Raw genomic sequence first — 13,422 nt, 5'->3', positions numbered from 1 at the left:
GATCAACTCCGGCGTCTAGATTGCGTCTTGAACGCTGTTTCCCTCGTCAGGCATCTCATCCGTACCCAGGAGCTGACCCACGTGACCGACAACCCGGCAGCCACCGACGACGTGGCCGTGTCGCTGCGCGCCCGGATCAACACCAGTCAGCCGCACACCGCCCGGATCTGGAACTACTGGCTCGGCGGCAAGGACAACTACGAGGTCGACCGCGCGGCCGGCGACCAGATACGCCGGCTGCACCCCGGCATCGGGGAGTACGCGCGCGCCGACCGGCTGTTCCTCGGCCGCGCGGTACGCCATCTGGTCGGCGAGGCGGGCATCCGGCAGTTCCTCGACATCGGCACCGGGCTGCCCACCGCCGACAACACGCACGAGGTCGCCCAGCGCGTCGCCCCCGAGGCACGGGTGGTGTACGTCGACAACGACCCGCTGGTCCTCGCGCACGCGCGTGCCCTGCTGACGAGCACGCCCGAGGGCCGTACCGACTATCTGGACGAGGACCTGCGCAACGTCGACGCGATCCTCGAACACGCGGCGCGGACCCTCGACTTCAGCGAGCCGGTGGCGCTGATGCTGCTCGGCGTGGTCATCTTCATCGGCCAGGACGAGGACCCGTACCGTCTGGTGCGGCAGTTGACCGACCGGCTGCCGGCGGGCAGCCATCTGGTGCTGTCGCACACCGTCACCCATCCGTCGATGCCGGACGTGGACGAGGCGGTGAAGTTCTGGAACGAGCACGGCACCCCGAAGCTGACCCAGCGCACGCCTGAGGACGTGGCCCGGTTCTTCGGCGGTCTGGAGCTGCTGGAGCCGGGTGTGGTGTCCTGCTCGCGCTGGCGCCCGGAGCACGGCCACGGGGCCGAGCCGGAGGAGGTCGCGATGTTCGGCGGTGTGGCCCGCAAGAACTGAGCCCGGCAGCGCGCGATCGCCGCGATCGCTGAACGCCGGGGCGGTGCGCCGCGTATGGAGGTGCGGGCCCTCGACGAGCCGAGGGTCTCGCGCCGCCGCCGACGGCCGGCGGCGCGCGTTCGGTTCGGTTTCGGGAGCCCTGCATGCGGCACGCACGACGACGGATCGTCAGGCGGGTGACTCGCCTGGCGGCGGTCGGCGGACTCCTCCTGGGCGGCGCGATGGTCGCCCAGGCGGCGATGGCGAGCGAGCCACCTGGGGTCGCGGCCAGAGCGTTCTCCGCGTCCGCCGGCGGCGGGGACACGGGCGCCGCGCTGGCGGCGCGGCTCGGTACGGCACGGACGGCGGGCGACTGGATCGGCGCCGACGGGCGGCCGGTCGTGGCGGTGACCGACGAGGCGGCGGCGCGGGAGGTACGCCTCGCGGGGGCCGAGGCGAAGGTCGTGCCGCACAGCATGAACGAGCTGAAGTCGGCGACGGCCACGCTGCGTTCGGCGCCGCGGGTGGCGGGTACCGCGTGGGCGGTGGACTACCGGACCAACCGGGTCGTGGTGAGCGCGGACAGCACGGTGTCCGCCGGTGACTGGTCCCGGATGAGCCACGTCGCCGCGAGGATCGGCGGCTTCGTGCGCATGGAGCGTACGAAGGGCACGTTCACCACGCGGCTCAACGGCGCCCAGCCGATCCTGTCGACCGGCGGCCGCTGCTCGGCGGGGTTCAACGTGAGCAACGGGCAGAGCGACTTCATCCTCACGGCAGGTCACTGCGGTCCCGCGGGATCCACCTGGTTCGCCGACAACCAGGGCAACCAGCAGCTGGGGCGGACGGTGAGCAGCACCTTCCCCGGCAATGACTTCTCGCTCGTGCAGTACGCCACCGGCAAGGCCGGTGACGGCGCCGACATCGTCGCGATCGGCGGCGGCAACGGGGTGCGGATCACGGGGTCCGCCGATGCGGCGGTGGGGCAGCGGGTGTTCCGCAGCGGCAGCACCAGCGGCCTGCACGACGGCCAGGTCACCGCGTTGAACGCGACCGTGAACTACCCGGAGGGGACGGTCACCGGACTCATCCAGACCAATGTGTGCGCCGAACCGGGCGACAGCGGCGGGCCGCTGTTCTCCGACGGGATCGCGCTCGGGGTGACCTCGGGCGGCAGCGGTGACTGCACGGCGGGCGGGACGACGTTCTTCCAGCCGGTGACGAAGGCGATGGCGGCGCTGAACGTCAAGCTCATCGTGTCGACGCCGAGCACCGGCGGTGCCGCGCAGAACGCCGCCCCCTCCCCCGCGCAGTCGGCCCCGGCCGCACAGGGCGCGGTCGCGCCGAGCGCTGCCTCGCCGGGTTCCTCGGCACCGGTGACCGGCGCACAGGGGCAGACGCTGCTGGCACGGCTGACGGACACCCGGAACGTCGGTCCGGGGCTGCTGGTCATCGCGGGCAGTCTGATCGCGCTCGTCGCGACCCGCTACATCCGGGCCGAGCAGGACCGCAAGGCCTATCAGCGGTACTACTCGGCGACCTGGGGCTGACGAGAAGACGGCGGACGGGGCGGGGAGGGACGTCCCCGGGACCTGCTGTCCCCGGGACCTCCTGCGAGAAGGGCACCCGTGCGCTCACGGGTGCCCTGGACGATTACGGTGACGGTACGGCGCGGTCCGCGCGAGGCCGGTCAGGCCGCCCGCTGTGACGGCGGGGTCGCGGCGGCCCACTCCAGCACGAGGCGCTGATACTGCGCGCGCTGCTCGGTGGTCAGTGTCCCGCCCGACCGGCGCCACAGGGCCCTGATCTCCTCGTTGACCTCCGCGGCCGATCGCTCGGAGGCGGCTTCAACAGTGGTGGACATGCTGTGAAGCATATGCCGATCAAGGTGAAGGCGCTGTGAGCAAGCACACCCGATACGGACATTCCGGACCGTGTTACTCATCACGTCGATGTGTCAAGTAGGAGGCGGCAGTTCACACCGGGCCCTCACCCAGCACGAGCACCTGGATCGCCAACACGGCGGCGCCTCGCGCCCAGTCGTGGAAGTCGGACACCCTGGTCTCCAGGCCGACCGGATCGGCGTGCGGAGGGCGGTGCGCGCGGATGGTCTCGTGGACCGTGTTCCCGGCCACATCCATCAGTCCGACGCCTTCTCCGGCGAGCAGGATCTTCTGCGGCATCGCGAAGTTGGCGATCTGCGCGACCAGGATGCCGAGCGCGCGGGCGGCCTCGCCGACGACCCTGGCGGGCATGGGTTCGCCGGCGGCGGCAGCGGCGAGGATCTCCTCGTAGGTGGTGTCGCGGCCGGTGGCGGCGCGGATCTGGTACTCGATGCTGGGGATGGTGAGCATCGACACAGCGCTGCCGCGTTCTCCGGTGGGGGTGAGCGGGCCGTTGGGGTCGATGATCCAGTGCCGGCCGAAGCCCCGGCCGTCCTCGGTGAACGGCACGCGTCTGCCGCCGAGCACCAGCCCGTAGCCGATGCCGGCGCCGATGGTCAGGACGGCGAAGCGGTCGAGTCCACGGCCCGCGCCGAACCAGGTCTCGGCCTCGACCAGGGCGGCCACGTCGTTCTCCACGACGACCGGCAGCCCGGTGCGCTCCCGCACCAGTGCGGCGAGCGGCACCTCGCGCCAGCCGAGAAACGGCGACTCGGCGACCACCGCGCGCTCACGCACCGGACCGCCCACGCCGATGCCGATTCCGGCCGGAGCGGGACGGCCCTCGGCCAGTACGGCGGTCATCTCCGCGAGCAGCGCGGCGACGGGGTCCGGGGCGTGCGTGGTGAGCGGCCGGTCAAGCCGGCCGGTGACCTCGCTGCGCAGCGTGGTGACGACGCCGTGGACCATATCGCCGGTGATCTTGAAGCCGAGGAAGGAGCCGGCGTCGGCCACGACCCCGAGCGGCTGCGACGGCCGGCCCTGACGCGCCTGGGCCGCGCCGGCCGCCTCGGGGGCCTCGACCAGCAGCCCGGACTCGATCAGCGGCTTGGTCAGCCGGGTGAGGCTGCCCTGGGAGAGCCCGAGCCGCCGGGCCAGCTCGGTGCGCGACAGCGGACCGTGCACGAGCACCTCGATCGCCACGGAGCGCTCCGCGGGGCTCAGCGGCAGCCAGCCGGTCATTTCTTCCGCCTCACAAATAACCAGGTCATCTTACTGTGCAGAGAGCATGCCACAGAAGCTTCCGCCCGCCCCTTGACGGCCAGATTATTTCGCACCAAAAGTAATCGGCATGACTTTCTCTCTCGGCATCGTCGGCGCCGGCCAGTTCTCCGGTCAGTTCGCCACGCTGTTCCAGGCCCATCCCGGCGTCCGTGACGTGTATGTCACCGACCTGCTGCCCGAGCGGGCCGAGCGGCTCGCCGCCGCGCAGCGGCTCACCGGCACCTTCCCGTCGTACGAGGCCATGCTGGAGTCGAAGGGGGTCGACGCGGTCGCGGTCTTCACCCAGCGCTGGACGCACGGCCCGCTGGTCCTGCGGGGCCTCGGCGCGGGCAAGCACGTGTACTCCGCCGTCCCCATGGCGATCACCGCCGACGAGATCTCCGAGATCATCGACGCGGTACGGGCGACCGGGCTGACGTACATGATGGGCGAGACCAGCCAGTACAACCCGGCGACCGTGCACGCCCGCAACCAGATCGCCGAGGGCGCCTTCGGCCGGCTCTTCTACGCCGAGGGCGACTACGTCCACGACATGGACCTCGGCTTCTACGAGGCGTACCGGTACAGCGGCGGCGAGCACTGGAAGGCGACCGCCAGCTATCCCCCGCTGCTCTACCCGACCCATGCGGTGGGCGGGGTGCTCGGGGCCTGGCGGACCCACGCGGTGAGCGTGTCGGCGATCGGTGTGCGAGACGATCGCGACGACGGCGTCTTCGACCGTTCGGTCAGTCAGTTCGACAACGACGTGTCCAACGCGACCGCGCTGTTCGAGGTCGCGGGCGGCGGATCGTTCCGTACGAACGAATTCCGGCGCGTCGGCTATCCCTCGCACATCCGCGAGTCACGGTTCCGGTTCTTCGGGACGGAGGCCAGCATGGAGCAGCTGGCGACGGTGGCGCTGTGGCAGGACAAGAACGGGGTGAAGGACATCAGCGAGCTGCTGGAACCGGGGCCGACACTGGCCCCGGACGATCCGTCCCTGGCGCACATCGCCCCGGAGCTGCGGGCCGCCTTCACCTCGGGGTCGGCGCCGGTGCACGACCGGGCGCGGCTGCCGCGGGAGTTCGACCACCTGCACAACGGCCACGAGGGCAGCCACCACTTCCTGGTGGACGACTTCGTCACCGCGGTCACCACGCGCTCCCTGCCGTCGGTGAACGCGTGGGTGGCCGCCCGGTACACCCTGCCGGGGATCATCGCGCACGAGTCCGCGCGGCAGGGCGGCGTCCGGCTGGCGATCCCGGACTTCGGGGACGCGCCGGAGGGGTGACGGGCCGGGCGGTGCCGGTCAGGTGCCCGGCTTGCGGCCGTAGACGAAGACGTCGTCGCCCGTCCTCAGCAGCGACCAGTACGCCTTGGCGTCCTTGGTCGTCATGTTGACGCAGCCGTGCGAGCCCGGCGGGTTCCACATGCTCAGATTGACCGAGTGGAAGGCCTGGCCGCCGTCGAAGAACTGGCTGTAGGGCATTGGCACGTTGTAGACCGTCGAGACGTGGTTGATGTCCCGCCAGTAGATCCTCTTCAGGCCGGTACGGGTGGCATAGTCCTTGCGGCCGGTGCGCACGGGGACCGGTCCGTAGACGAGCTTCTTGCCGTCCTGGATCCAGCTGAGCTGGAGCGTGAGGTTCACACAGGCGATCCGGCCCTTGTTCACCGGGCACGACCCGTCCTTGTTGGGGTTGTTCCCGACGGCCTTCTGCTTGTTCATGAGGTCCATCACGCCCCAGGTGACGGGGCCGGCGTAGCCGATGTCCGGCGTGATGCCGTTCCTGTCCTGGAAGACCTGGATGGCCTTGCAGTCGGCGGCGGACTGCCGGCCGTCGACCGGCCGGCCGAGGAACTTCTCCACCTGCTTCTGGTACGGCCCCGCCTGCGTGGTGCAGCTCGCGGCCTGGGCCGGTGCCGCGGTGAGGGCGAGTGTGAGCGGCGCCACGAGTCCCGTGACGCCCAGCGCGATGACGCCCCGTCTGGCTATGACCCCCATGTGCAACCTCTTCTCCCCTTGTCACCCAGGGCCTGCCCCGGGTGCCTCCCTGCGCGATTCCCGCGATATCGGACTACTAGACCCCCAAGAGGGCGTGGGGGTTGTGTTTCCGGTCAGGCTGTGACGAAACGGTGAACCTCGTCACCGCGCGGCCCGCCGGAAGGGGGTCTGCGGCCGTAGGCGATCAGCAGAAGATCCTGGTCACGGCCGTCCTCGGGCACCTCGCGGTCCAGGCCGAGGGCGACGGTGACGGCGAGCCGGTCGGTCGTGCGGTGCGGGCTGCCGCGCGCCTTGACCAGCTCCAGCAGCACCTTCGCCGTGGTCGGGGCAGCCGCTGCTGGACCGGTCGGGCCGCTCGGTACGGCCGACGGAGGCGGGTGGGGTCGTACTGCCGTACGCGCGGGCCGTGCTCGCGGCGGTCGACGGGGTGCGGCAGAGGGTGGAGGAGTACGCGGGTCTGCTGCGCGGCCGGGTCGCCGTCGGTCTGATTCCCGGCACGCTCGCGCACGCCTTCGACGTGGCCCGGTTCCCCGTGCCCGAGGGGGTTGCGGTGCCGTCGGCTCAGGGGTGGCGTACTGCCGCGTGAAAGCCGGTGTTCACCGCGGTGAGGCCGCCGTCGACCACCAGGGTGGTGCCGGTGATCCAGGACGCGTCGCGGGAGGCGAGGAAGGCGACCGCGGCGGCGATGTCCTCGGGCTCGCCGACCCGGCCGAGCGGGTACAGCGGGCGGAGCGCGTCCAGTTCGCCGTCGCGCCCTTCCCACGCCGAGGTGCGGACCGTGCCCGGCGCCACCAGGTTCACCCGCACACCCCGGGCCGCCGCGTGCCCGGCGAGGGTGCGGGTCAGCGAGCCCAGGCCGGCCTTGGCGGCGCTGTAGGCGTGGTTGCCGAAGTCCTGCAGGCCGTTGACGGAGCCGATACCGACGATCGCGCCGCGTCCGGAGGCGGCGAGATGGGGCAGCGCGGCACGGCAGCAGCGGTACACGCCGGTGAGGGTGACGTCCAGGTCGAGTGCCCACGCGTCGTCGGTGCCGTCCTCGAAGAGCGGCACGTCCGGGGTGCAGTGGGCGGCGCAGTTGACCAGCACGTCGAGCGAGCCGAACGCGGCGACGGCGTGGGCGACGGCCGCCTCCACCGAGGAGCGGTCGGCGGTGTCGCACACCAACGCCTCGGCGGCGAGGCCCTCGCGGCGCAGCGCGGCGGCGGTCCGCTCGGCCTCGGGCAGGTCCCGGTCGGTGACCAGGACCCGGCCGCCCTCCTCGGCGAGCCTGCGGGCGACGGCGGCGCCGATGCCGCGGGCGGCGCCCGTGACGAGAACTCCGTGTCCTGCGAAGCGCGTGTGATCGGTCATGGGCCGACCGTACGGCCCGAGGGGCGCGCTTTCACGGGTAGGGCGGGCGCCTTCTCGCCGTATCCGGTGACGTCTTTCACCGGTATCCGGTGACGTCGGCCGGCTTGCCCGTGTCCTGTACCTCGACCAGGTAGCGCCAGGCGTCGGGGCGGCTGCCGTCGACGTCGGTGAAGCCGTACAGCTGGGCGAGGCCGCCGCTGGAGAGGGACTGTCCGTTGAAGCGGGCCACGTCGGGGTCGGCGGCCAGGGCGGCGACGGCGCGGCCGACATAGCGCGGGGTCTCGGAGATGGCGAAGTGCGGTGCGCGGACGAGGGCGTCGCGCCAGTTGTCCTCGCGCACGCCGTACGCGTCGAGCATCAGCTCCGAGCGCAGCCAGCCCGGGGTCAGGGCGAGCGCGGTGGCGCCGCGCGGGCCGAGTTCATGGCCGAGGGCGAAGGCCATCCGCAGCACGGAGGACTTGGCGAGGTCGTAGAAGAAGTTCACGCGGTAGGTGTCGCGGTTGTACTCGGCGGTGCCGTCGGTCATCTCCACGACCAGGCCGCCCGGCCGGCGCAGCAGCAGGGGCAGCGCGAAGTGGCTGGTGATCGCGTGGGTCTCGACCGCGAGCCGGAGGAGCCTGAGCCCGTTGTCGAGGTCGTGCTCCCAGACCGGGGTGTCCCATGCGAAGAGCTTCTCGCCGCCCCAGATGTCGTTGACGAGGACGTCGAGGCGGCCGTGGTCGTCCGCGATGCGGTCCACCAGGGCCCGTACGGCGGATTTGTCCAGGTGGTCGACGGCGGCGGCGATGCCGTGGCCGCCGGCCGCGGTGACGAGGTCGGCGGTGTCCTCGATGGTCTCGGGGCGGTCGTACTCCGAGCGGCGCCGGCGGGTGCTGCGGCCGGTGACGTAGACCGTGGCACCGGCCGCGCCGAGTTCCACGGCGATGCCGCGTCCGGCACCCCGGGTCGCGCCCGCGACCAGCGCCACCTTGTCCTCAAGCGGTCCTGACATGTCCGGCCTCCCGTGTGGTGCGACTGCTGTCGTCGTCCACTGTCGCGGGAAAGCCGGACATCTCCTGTCGGCTTTTACCGGCACGGTCTCAGTGTCCGCGCCTGATCCACTCCTCCAGGTGAGGTGCCTCGTCGCCGATGGTGGTGGAGTCGCCGTGGCCGGTGAGGATCTTGGTCTCCGGCGGGAGGGTGAGGAGCTTGTCGCGGATGGAGCCGATGATCGTCGGGAAGTGGGAGTAGGAGCGCCCGGTGGCGCCCGGGCCGCCCTTGAACAGGGTGTCCCCGGTGAAGACGGTGCCGAGCCCGGGCTCGTAGAGGCAGACGGCGCCGGGGGCGTGGCCGGGGGTGTGCAGCACGGTCAGGTCGGCGCCGGCCGTCTCGATGACCTGGCCGTCGAGGAGATGCCGGTCGGGGTCGCGGTCCGGGTGGGTCATCCTCCACAGCGGCAGGTCGTCGGGGTGCAGCCAGATGGTGGCGCCGGTGAGGTCGGCGAGGCGCGGTGCGGCGTTGACGTGGTCGTTGTGGGCGTGCGTGCACACGATGGCGGTCAGACGCCGGTCGTTGACGGCGCGGGCGATGGCCTCGGCGTCGTGGGCGGCGTCGATGACGATCACCTCCCGCTCGTCGCCGACGATCCACACGTTGTTCTCGACGTCCCAGGTGCCGCCGTCGAGGCTGAACTTCCCCGAGGTGACGAGGCGTTCGATGCGTACGGTCATCAGAGCACCACCACCGAACGCAGCACGTCGCCGTGGTGCATCCGCTCGAACGCCTTCTCCACCTCGTCCAGTTGGATGGTCTCGGTGACGAACGCGTCGAGCGGCAGCCGGCCCTGCAGATGCAGGTCGATCAGCATGGGGAAGTCACGCGAGGGCAGGCAGTCGCCGTACCAGCTGGACTTCAGGGCGCCGCCACGGCCGAAGACGTCCAGCAGCGGCAGTTCGAGCTTCATCTCGGGGGTGGGGACGCCGACGAGGACGACGGTGCCGGCGAGATCGCGGGCGTAGAAGGCCTGTCGGTACGTCTCCGGGCGGCCTACGGCCTCGATGACGACGTCGGCACCGAAGCCGCCGGTCAGCTCACGGATCGCCTCGACCGGGTCGGTCTCCTTGGAGTTGACGGTGTGGGTGGCGCCGAGAGCCCGGGCCTTCTCCAGCTTGCGGTCGTCGATGTCTACGGCGATGATCCTCGCCGCGCCCGCGAGGCCCGCCCCGGCGATGGCCGCGTCGCCGACACCGCCGCACCCGATGACCGCGACGGAGTCGCCCCGGCCGACGCCGCCCGTGTTGATCGCCGCGCCGATACCGGCCATGACCCCGCAGCCCAGCAGGCCGGCGACCGCCGGGGAGACCGCCGGGTCGACCTTGGTGCACTGGCCTGCGGCGACGAGCGTCTTCTCGGCGAACGCGCCGATACCGAGGGCCGGGGACAGCTCCTGGCCGGTGGCCGCGAGTGTCATCTTCTGCCGCGCGTTGTGCGTGTTGAAGCAGTACCAGGGGCGCCCGCGCAGGCAGGCCCGGCAATTCCCGCACACCGCACGCCAGTTGAGGATGACGAAGTCGCCGGGTGCCACGTCGGTCACGCCCTCGCCGACCGACTCCACGACACCGGCGGCCTCGTGGCCGAGGAGGAAGGGGAAGTCGTCCGAGATGCCACCCTGCTTGTAGTGCAGGTCGGTATGGCAGACGCCGCAGGCCTGGACGCGTACCACGGCTTCGCCGGGCCCCGGGTCCGGCACCACGATCGTCTCGACCCGTACGGGCTCGTCCTTCCCCGGTGCGATCACGCCGCGTACTTCCTGCGCCATGGACTGGCCCCTTCCTTGATTGCCTTCCCTGCCGACCCTACGCGCGATCGATCGGTAGCGGGGTGGACCACGACGATGATCGTGGATCTTACCGGCCGCCGGACGGACCGGACGGACCGGACGGCCGGGCCCGGATCAGCGAGGCCTCCCGGGGGCGGGCTCGTCCGGTGCGTCGACGAAGTAGCTGTCGTGTTTCACCTGGAAGGCCTTCAGTTCCTCGGGGCCGCGACGCGCGAACTCCGCGACGCGTTCGAAATACTCCTCGCGGGGCGCGCCCGGCGAGAACAGCATCAGCATCGACAGGGGTTCGTCGGTGTCGTTCTTGAAGGCGTGCAGCCCGCCCGCGGGGACGTACAGGAAGTCGCCCTGCCGTCCGGTGAGCCAGGTGCCGCCGTCGTAGAGCCTGACCTCACCGGAGAGGACGTAGAAGGACTCGGAGATGGTCCGGTGGAAGTGCGTGCGGGCGCCGGGGGCCTTGGGGCCCATGTCGACCTTGTAGAGGCCGAATTCACCGCCGGTGGTGGCGTGACTGGCCAGATAGTGCGTTGCGGTGGTGCCGGAAACGACGTCAGGCGGGGTGTCGGCGGACCGGAAGACTGCGCTGATCTCGCCCTTGTCGCCGAGGTGGCGCGGGTGCGGATAGGACATGTGCGGGCTCCTTCGTAAGAAATGACACTCTATTCGGTAAGAGTCTCCGTCACTTTCGTCCCGCGGGTGCACCGTTGTCATCGGACTCCGGTATCGATCGCACAGAGGGCGGGACCAGGGCCCCTCGGTCGCAAGACCTAGGCCCTGCGGTCCCGTTCTTCAGAGGCCTTCGAATCGCGTAAGAATTTGACCGAATTACGTCATTCCATGATGGCAATCTTTTTGCTGGGTGCATGAGTTTGCCTGGTGTGTGGGTCGGTCCGGGCGTGCCTCAATGGGGTCATGCTCACCGACGGCCGCAATGGACGTACCGCATTCCTGTTCTCGGGCGGTGCCGGACCGCGCCCGGGAACAGGCCGTGAACTCCAGGAAGCGTTCCCGGAGTTCGCCGACGCCCTGGACGACATCTGCGCGCGCCTCGATCCGTATCTCGAACTGCCGTTGAAATGCGTGATGTTCGCGGACGACGGCACGCGTACGGCCGCGCTGCTGGACCGGGAGTCGTACGCCGGGCCCGCGGTCTTCGCGCTGCAGGTGGCGCAGTACCGGCTGCTGCGCGGCTGGGGCATCCGGCCCGACGTGGTGTTCGGGCAGGCGGCCGGGCGGATGGCCGCCGCGTATGCCGCGGGGGTGTTCTCCCTGGCGGAGGCCTGCCACGCGGTCGGCACCCTGGCGCGCCTCCTGGGCGGCCTCCCGGCCGCCGAGCCGCGCTCCGCCGGCCTCGACGGCACCGCCAGCCCTCGCCTCGACGGCACCGTCGACCCGCGCCTTGGCGGCATCCTCGACGCCTACGGCCGTACCCTCGCCACCCTCCACCCGTGTGTGCCGCGTCTCCCCCTCGTCTCCGATGTCACCGCCCGTCCGGTGGGTGCCGAGACCGCCGAGCCGGCGTTCTGGGTGCGGCGCGCACCGGGGCGCTTCGCCGAGGCGGTCGGCCTGCTGCATCGCGAGGGCGTCCGCACCTGGCTGGAGCTGGGGTCCGAAGACCTGCTGACCCGTCTGCTCCCGGACTGCCTCCCCGGCGGCACGGCCTCGGCTTACGCGCTCTCCCGTGACTGGGCGGCACTGCGGTCGGGTCGGTCCGGTCCGGGCGCCGGGTCCGGGACGGCGCAGCGCTGAGGGCCGCCTTCGCCGCTGACCTGGCCCGGCTCGGACCGCGGTGTGCGCTTGCCGAGGGGGCCGGGCCGGAGGAGTCTCGAAGGGTGGGGGTCCGCGTGGTCCGCGCCCCGCCGGGCCGCGGGCGCCCGAAGGAGGTCACCATGGGCACCGCGACAGGTTCCGGCTTCGACACCGAGACACTGCGCCGGGGCATAGAAGGGAACACCGGGAACACCCTTCTGTCGCTCTACGCCGACGACGCCCGGATCCGCATCGTCGACCACAACAACCAGCCCAGCCACCCCACCGTCCTGCGCGGCCGGGGTGAGATCGCCGCGCTGCTGGACGACATCTACAACCGCGACATGACACACAAGCTGGACCAGTGCGTCGTGCAGGGTGATCACGCCGCGTTCACCGAGTCCTGCCAGTACGGGGACGGCACACGTGTCCTCGCCGAGTCGATGGTCACGTTGCGGGACGGCAAGATCGCCGACCAGTTGATCATCCAGGCCTGGGACGAGTAGGCACACCCCGGCATGACAGGCGCCGGAAGGAGATTCGCCAGGGTCCAGGTCACCTCACGGCTGACCTGGACCTTCTCGGCCCGGGCGAGTCTGGGGCGGCTGCCCCGGGCCCGCCCTCGACGGCCGGCACCGGCTTCCGCCGCAGGACTGCCGGTGTCCGCCGCCCTGCTTCGGTCAGCACTGAGAGCAGCACGCCACAGGCGGTGTGGCCGGCGACGCTGAGCCGGACCCGCGTACCCGGGGGCAGCCCCAGCAGCTCGGCGAGTGCCGAGGGACCGCACTCGCACGGCGGCCCGGACCTCCGCAGTATCAACAGCACCTGCACTGCCAGTACTTGAGACCGCGGCGTCCAGCACCCGCCGGCGGGCCCGCGCACCGTGCCGGGCGAGGACCATCAGCGGGGCAACGACGGCCTCCCGGACCGGGGCCGACCGCGGCGGATCGTCCGGGCCCACGGCGAAGTCGCCCTGGACCGAGGCTGGTTCACCGGGACGGACACCGGTGCCGGACGGATCGAAGCAGCCGACGGGAGTGCCCGGACGGCGGCCAGGACACCGCCTTCCTCCGGCTCGGACACACCCACGCCCGGCCGCCGCAGGTCGCCTCGCGGACTGATCGCGGACAACCACTTCGCCGACCCCGTGGACGCCACCGGGCACGACGCGCAGGCGCGGTGTGCCGGGGAGAACAGCGCGGACGTTCTGCCGACCCTCGCGGCACTGCGGCGCCTCGGCCGCCAAGACACGACTCCGACTCCGGCGCGGTGGCCCTGCACCCTTCCCGGCAGTCGCCGTCGGCGGTCCGGGCCCGGGACACCGGCGACGAGGCGGGCGTCCGCGGCGCCGACCACGGAGGTGGCTTGCCGGGCGCGGCCCACGGCGCCCACCCCCCGCCCCCAGGGGCGGCCGCGATCCAGCAACAACCACCCCCCGCCCAGACGGCGCCGCCAAACCGCACCGT

At 71.5% G+C, this 13,422-nt stretch carries 14 protein-coding genes and 1 pseudogene; 6 read left to right on the top strand and 9 right to left on the bottom strand.

Annotation, left to right across the window (positions count from 1 at the left end; all coding sequences use genetic code 11):
- The first annotated feature begins 81 nt into the window (after positions 1–81).
- Together AB0L75_RS41775 and AB0L75_RS41770 are read left to right on the top strand one after the other, a co-directional pair.
- Positions 82–912, top strand: a complete 831-nt coding sequence (locus AB0L75_RS41775) for an SAM-dependent methyltransferase (RefSeq protein ID WP_365191519.1) — start codon at positions 82–84, stop codon at positions 910–912.
- A gap of 143 nt (positions 913–1,055) precedes the next feature.
- Complete coding sequence (locus AB0L75_RS41770) at positions 1,056–2,441, top strand: S1 family peptidase (protein ID WP_365191518.1); 1,386 nt, start codon at positions 1,056–1,058, stop codon at positions 2,439–2,441.
- Between the two features lie 140 nt (positions 2,442–2,581).
- On the opposite strand, the gene AB0L75_RS41765 is transcribed toward AB0L75_RS41770, so the two are convergent.
- Entirely contained in the window at positions 2,582–2,767 is a 186-nt protein-coding gene (locus AB0L75_RS41765) for a hypothetical protein (RefSeq protein WP_365191517.1), read from the bottom strand.
- A gap of 100 nt (positions 2,768–2,867) precedes the next feature.
- Positions 2,868–4,016, bottom strand: coding sequence for an ROK family transcriptional regulator (locus tag AB0L75_RS41760; protein WP_365191516.1), 1,149 nt, complete (start codon positions 4,014–4,016; stop codon positions 2,868–2,870).
- Between the two features lie 109 nt (positions 4,017–4,125).
- Here AB0L75_RS41760 and AB0L75_RS41755 point away from each other — a divergent pair, with 109 nt between their 5' ends.
- Complete coding sequence (locus AB0L75_RS41755) at positions 4,126–5,328, top strand: Gfo/Idh/MocA family oxidoreductase (protein WP_365191515.1); 1,203 nt, start codon at positions 4,126–4,128, stop codon at positions 5,326–5,328.
- Between the two features lie 18 nt (positions 5,329–5,346).
- Here AB0L75_RS41755 and AB0L75_RS41750 read toward each other — a convergent pair whose 3' ends face one another.
- Together AB0L75_RS41750 and AB0L75_RS41745 are read right to left on the bottom strand one after the other, a co-directional pair.
- Positions 5,347–6,042: a L,D-transpeptidase family protein gene (locus AB0L75_RS41750; protein WP_365191514.1), complete on the bottom strand. Its 696-nt coding sequence runs from the start codon at positions 6,040–6,042 to the stop codon at positions 5,347–5,349.
- 113 nt (positions 6,043–6,155) lie between these two features.
- Positions 6,156–6,353: a hypothetical protein gene (locus tag AB0L75_RS41745; RefSeq protein WP_365191513.1), complete on the bottom strand. Its 198-nt coding sequence runs from the start codon at positions 6,351–6,353 to the stop codon at positions 6,156–6,158.
- 14 nt (positions 6,354–6,367) lie between these two features.
- Between AB0L75_RS41745 and AB0L75_RS41740 the strand changes: the two are divergent.
- Positions 6,368–6,562: pseudogene (locus AB0L75_RS41740) on the top strand (LysR family transcriptional regulator); the annotation flags it as partial.
- Positions 6,563–6,603: 41 nt separating this feature from the next.
- Here the strand turns inward: AB0L75_RS41740 and AB0L75_RS41735 are convergent.
- The 5 genes from AB0L75_RS41735 to AB0L75_RS41715 form a co-directional block, all read right to left on the bottom strand.
- On the bottom strand, positions 6,604–7,392 hold the full coding sequence (locus tag AB0L75_RS41735; RefSeq protein WP_365191512.1) for an SDR family NAD(P)-dependent oxidoreductase: 789 nt from the start codon (positions 7,390–7,392) through the stop codon (positions 6,604–6,606).
- 76 nt (positions 7,393–7,468) lie between these two features.
- On the bottom strand, positions 7,469–8,383 hold the full coding sequence (locus AB0L75_RS41730; RefSeq protein WP_365191511.1) for an SDR family oxidoreductase: 915 nt from the start codon (positions 8,381–8,383) through the stop codon (positions 7,469–7,471).
- A gap of 88 nt (positions 8,384–8,471) precedes the next feature.
- On the bottom strand, positions 8,472–9,101 hold the full coding sequence (locus AB0L75_RS41725) for an MBL fold metallo-hydrolase (protein ID WP_365191510.1): 630 nt from the start codon (positions 9,099–9,101) through the stop codon (positions 8,472–8,474).
- Entirely contained in the window at positions 9,101–10,189 is a 1,089-nt protein-coding gene (locus AB0L75_RS41720; RefSeq protein WP_365191509.1) for an S-(hydroxymethyl)mycothiol dehydrogenase, read from the bottom strand. The genes AB0L75_RS41725 and AB0L75_RS41720 overlap by 1 nt, the downstream gene beginning before the upstream one ends.
- Before the next feature lie 135 nt (positions 10,190–10,324).
- A complete protein-coding gene (locus AB0L75_RS41715) occupies positions 10,325–10,837 on the bottom strand; it encodes a cupin domain-containing protein (RefSeq protein ID WP_365191508.1) in 513 nt (170 codons plus the stop codon).
- A gap of 282 nt (positions 10,838–11,119) precedes the next feature.
- On the opposite strand from AB0L75_RS41715, the gene AB0L75_RS41710 reads away from it, so the two are divergent.
- Positions 11,120–11,956: an acyltransferase domain-containing protein gene (locus tag AB0L75_RS41710; RefSeq protein ID WP_365191507.1), complete on the top strand. Its 837-nt coding sequence runs from the start codon at positions 11,120–11,122 to the stop codon at positions 11,954–11,956.
- Positions 11,957–12,096: 140 nt separating this feature from the next.
- A complete protein-coding gene (locus AB0L75_RS41705; RefSeq protein WP_365191506.1) occupies positions 12,097–12,462 on the top strand; it encodes a nuclear transport factor 2 family protein in 366 nt (121 codons plus the stop codon).
- Positions 12,463–13,422 lie beyond the last annotated feature (960 nt).

Origin of the sequence: Streptomyces sp. NPDC052101, from assembly GCF_040680235.1 — a bacterium.
Taxonomy (GTDB): Bacteria; Actinomycetota; Actinomycetes; order Streptomycetales; family Streptomycetaceae; genus Streptomyces.
The sequence above is the reverse complement of the archived record's forward strand: the minus strand, read 5'-3'. Positions and strand labels throughout refer to the sequence as shown.

Excerpts from the sequence above, each read along its gene's own strand:
- AB0L75_RS41770 (WP_365191518.1), top strand. The coding sequence starts at position 1,056 with ATGCGGCACGCACGACGACGGATCGTCAGGCGGGTGACTCGCCTGGCG.
- AB0L75_RS41765 (WP_365191517.1), bottom strand. The coding sequence starts at position 2,767 with ATGCTTCACAGCATGTCCACCACTGTTGAAGCCGCCTCCGAGCGATCG.
- AB0L75_RS41760 (WP_365191516.1), bottom strand. The coding sequence starts at position 4,016 with ATGACCGGCTGGCTGCCGCTGAGCCCCGCGGAGCGCTCCGTGGCGATC.
- AB0L75_RS41755 (WP_365191515.1), top strand. The coding sequence starts at position 4,126 with ATGACTTTCTCTCTCGGCATCGTCGGCGCCGGCCAGTTCTCCGGTCAG.
- AB0L75_RS41750 (WP_365191514.1), bottom strand. The coding sequence starts at position 6,042 with ATGGGGGTCATAGCCAGACGGGGCGTCATCGCGCTGGGCGTCACGGGA.
- AB0L75_RS41735 (WP_365191512.1), bottom strand. The coding sequence starts at position 7,392 with ATGACCGATCACACGCGCTTCGCAGGACACGGAGTTCTCGTCACGGGC.
- AB0L75_RS41730 (WP_365191511.1), bottom strand. The coding sequence starts at position 8,383 with ATGTCAGGACCGCTTGAGGACAAGGTGGCGCTGGTCGCGGGCGCGACC.
- AB0L75_RS41725 (WP_365191510.1), bottom strand. The coding sequence starts at position 9,101 with ATGACCGTACGCATCGAACGCCTCGTCACCTCGGGGAAGTTCAGCCTC.
- AB0L75_RS41720 (WP_365191509.1), bottom strand. The coding sequence starts at position 10,189 with ATGGCGCAGGAAGTACGCGGCGTGATCGCACCGGGGAAGGACGAGCCC.
- AB0L75_RS41715 (WP_365191508.1), bottom strand. The coding sequence starts at position 10,837 with ATGTCCTATCCGCACCCGCGCCACCTCGGCGACAAGGGCGAGATCAGC.
- AB0L75_RS41710 (WP_365191507.1), top strand. The coding sequence starts at position 11,120 with ATGCTCACCGACGGCCGCAATGGACGTACCGCATTCCTGTTCTCGGGC.
- AB0L75_RS41705 (WP_365191506.1), top strand. The coding sequence starts at position 12,097 with ATGGGCACCGCGACAGGTTCCGGCTTCGACACCGAGACACTGCGCCGG.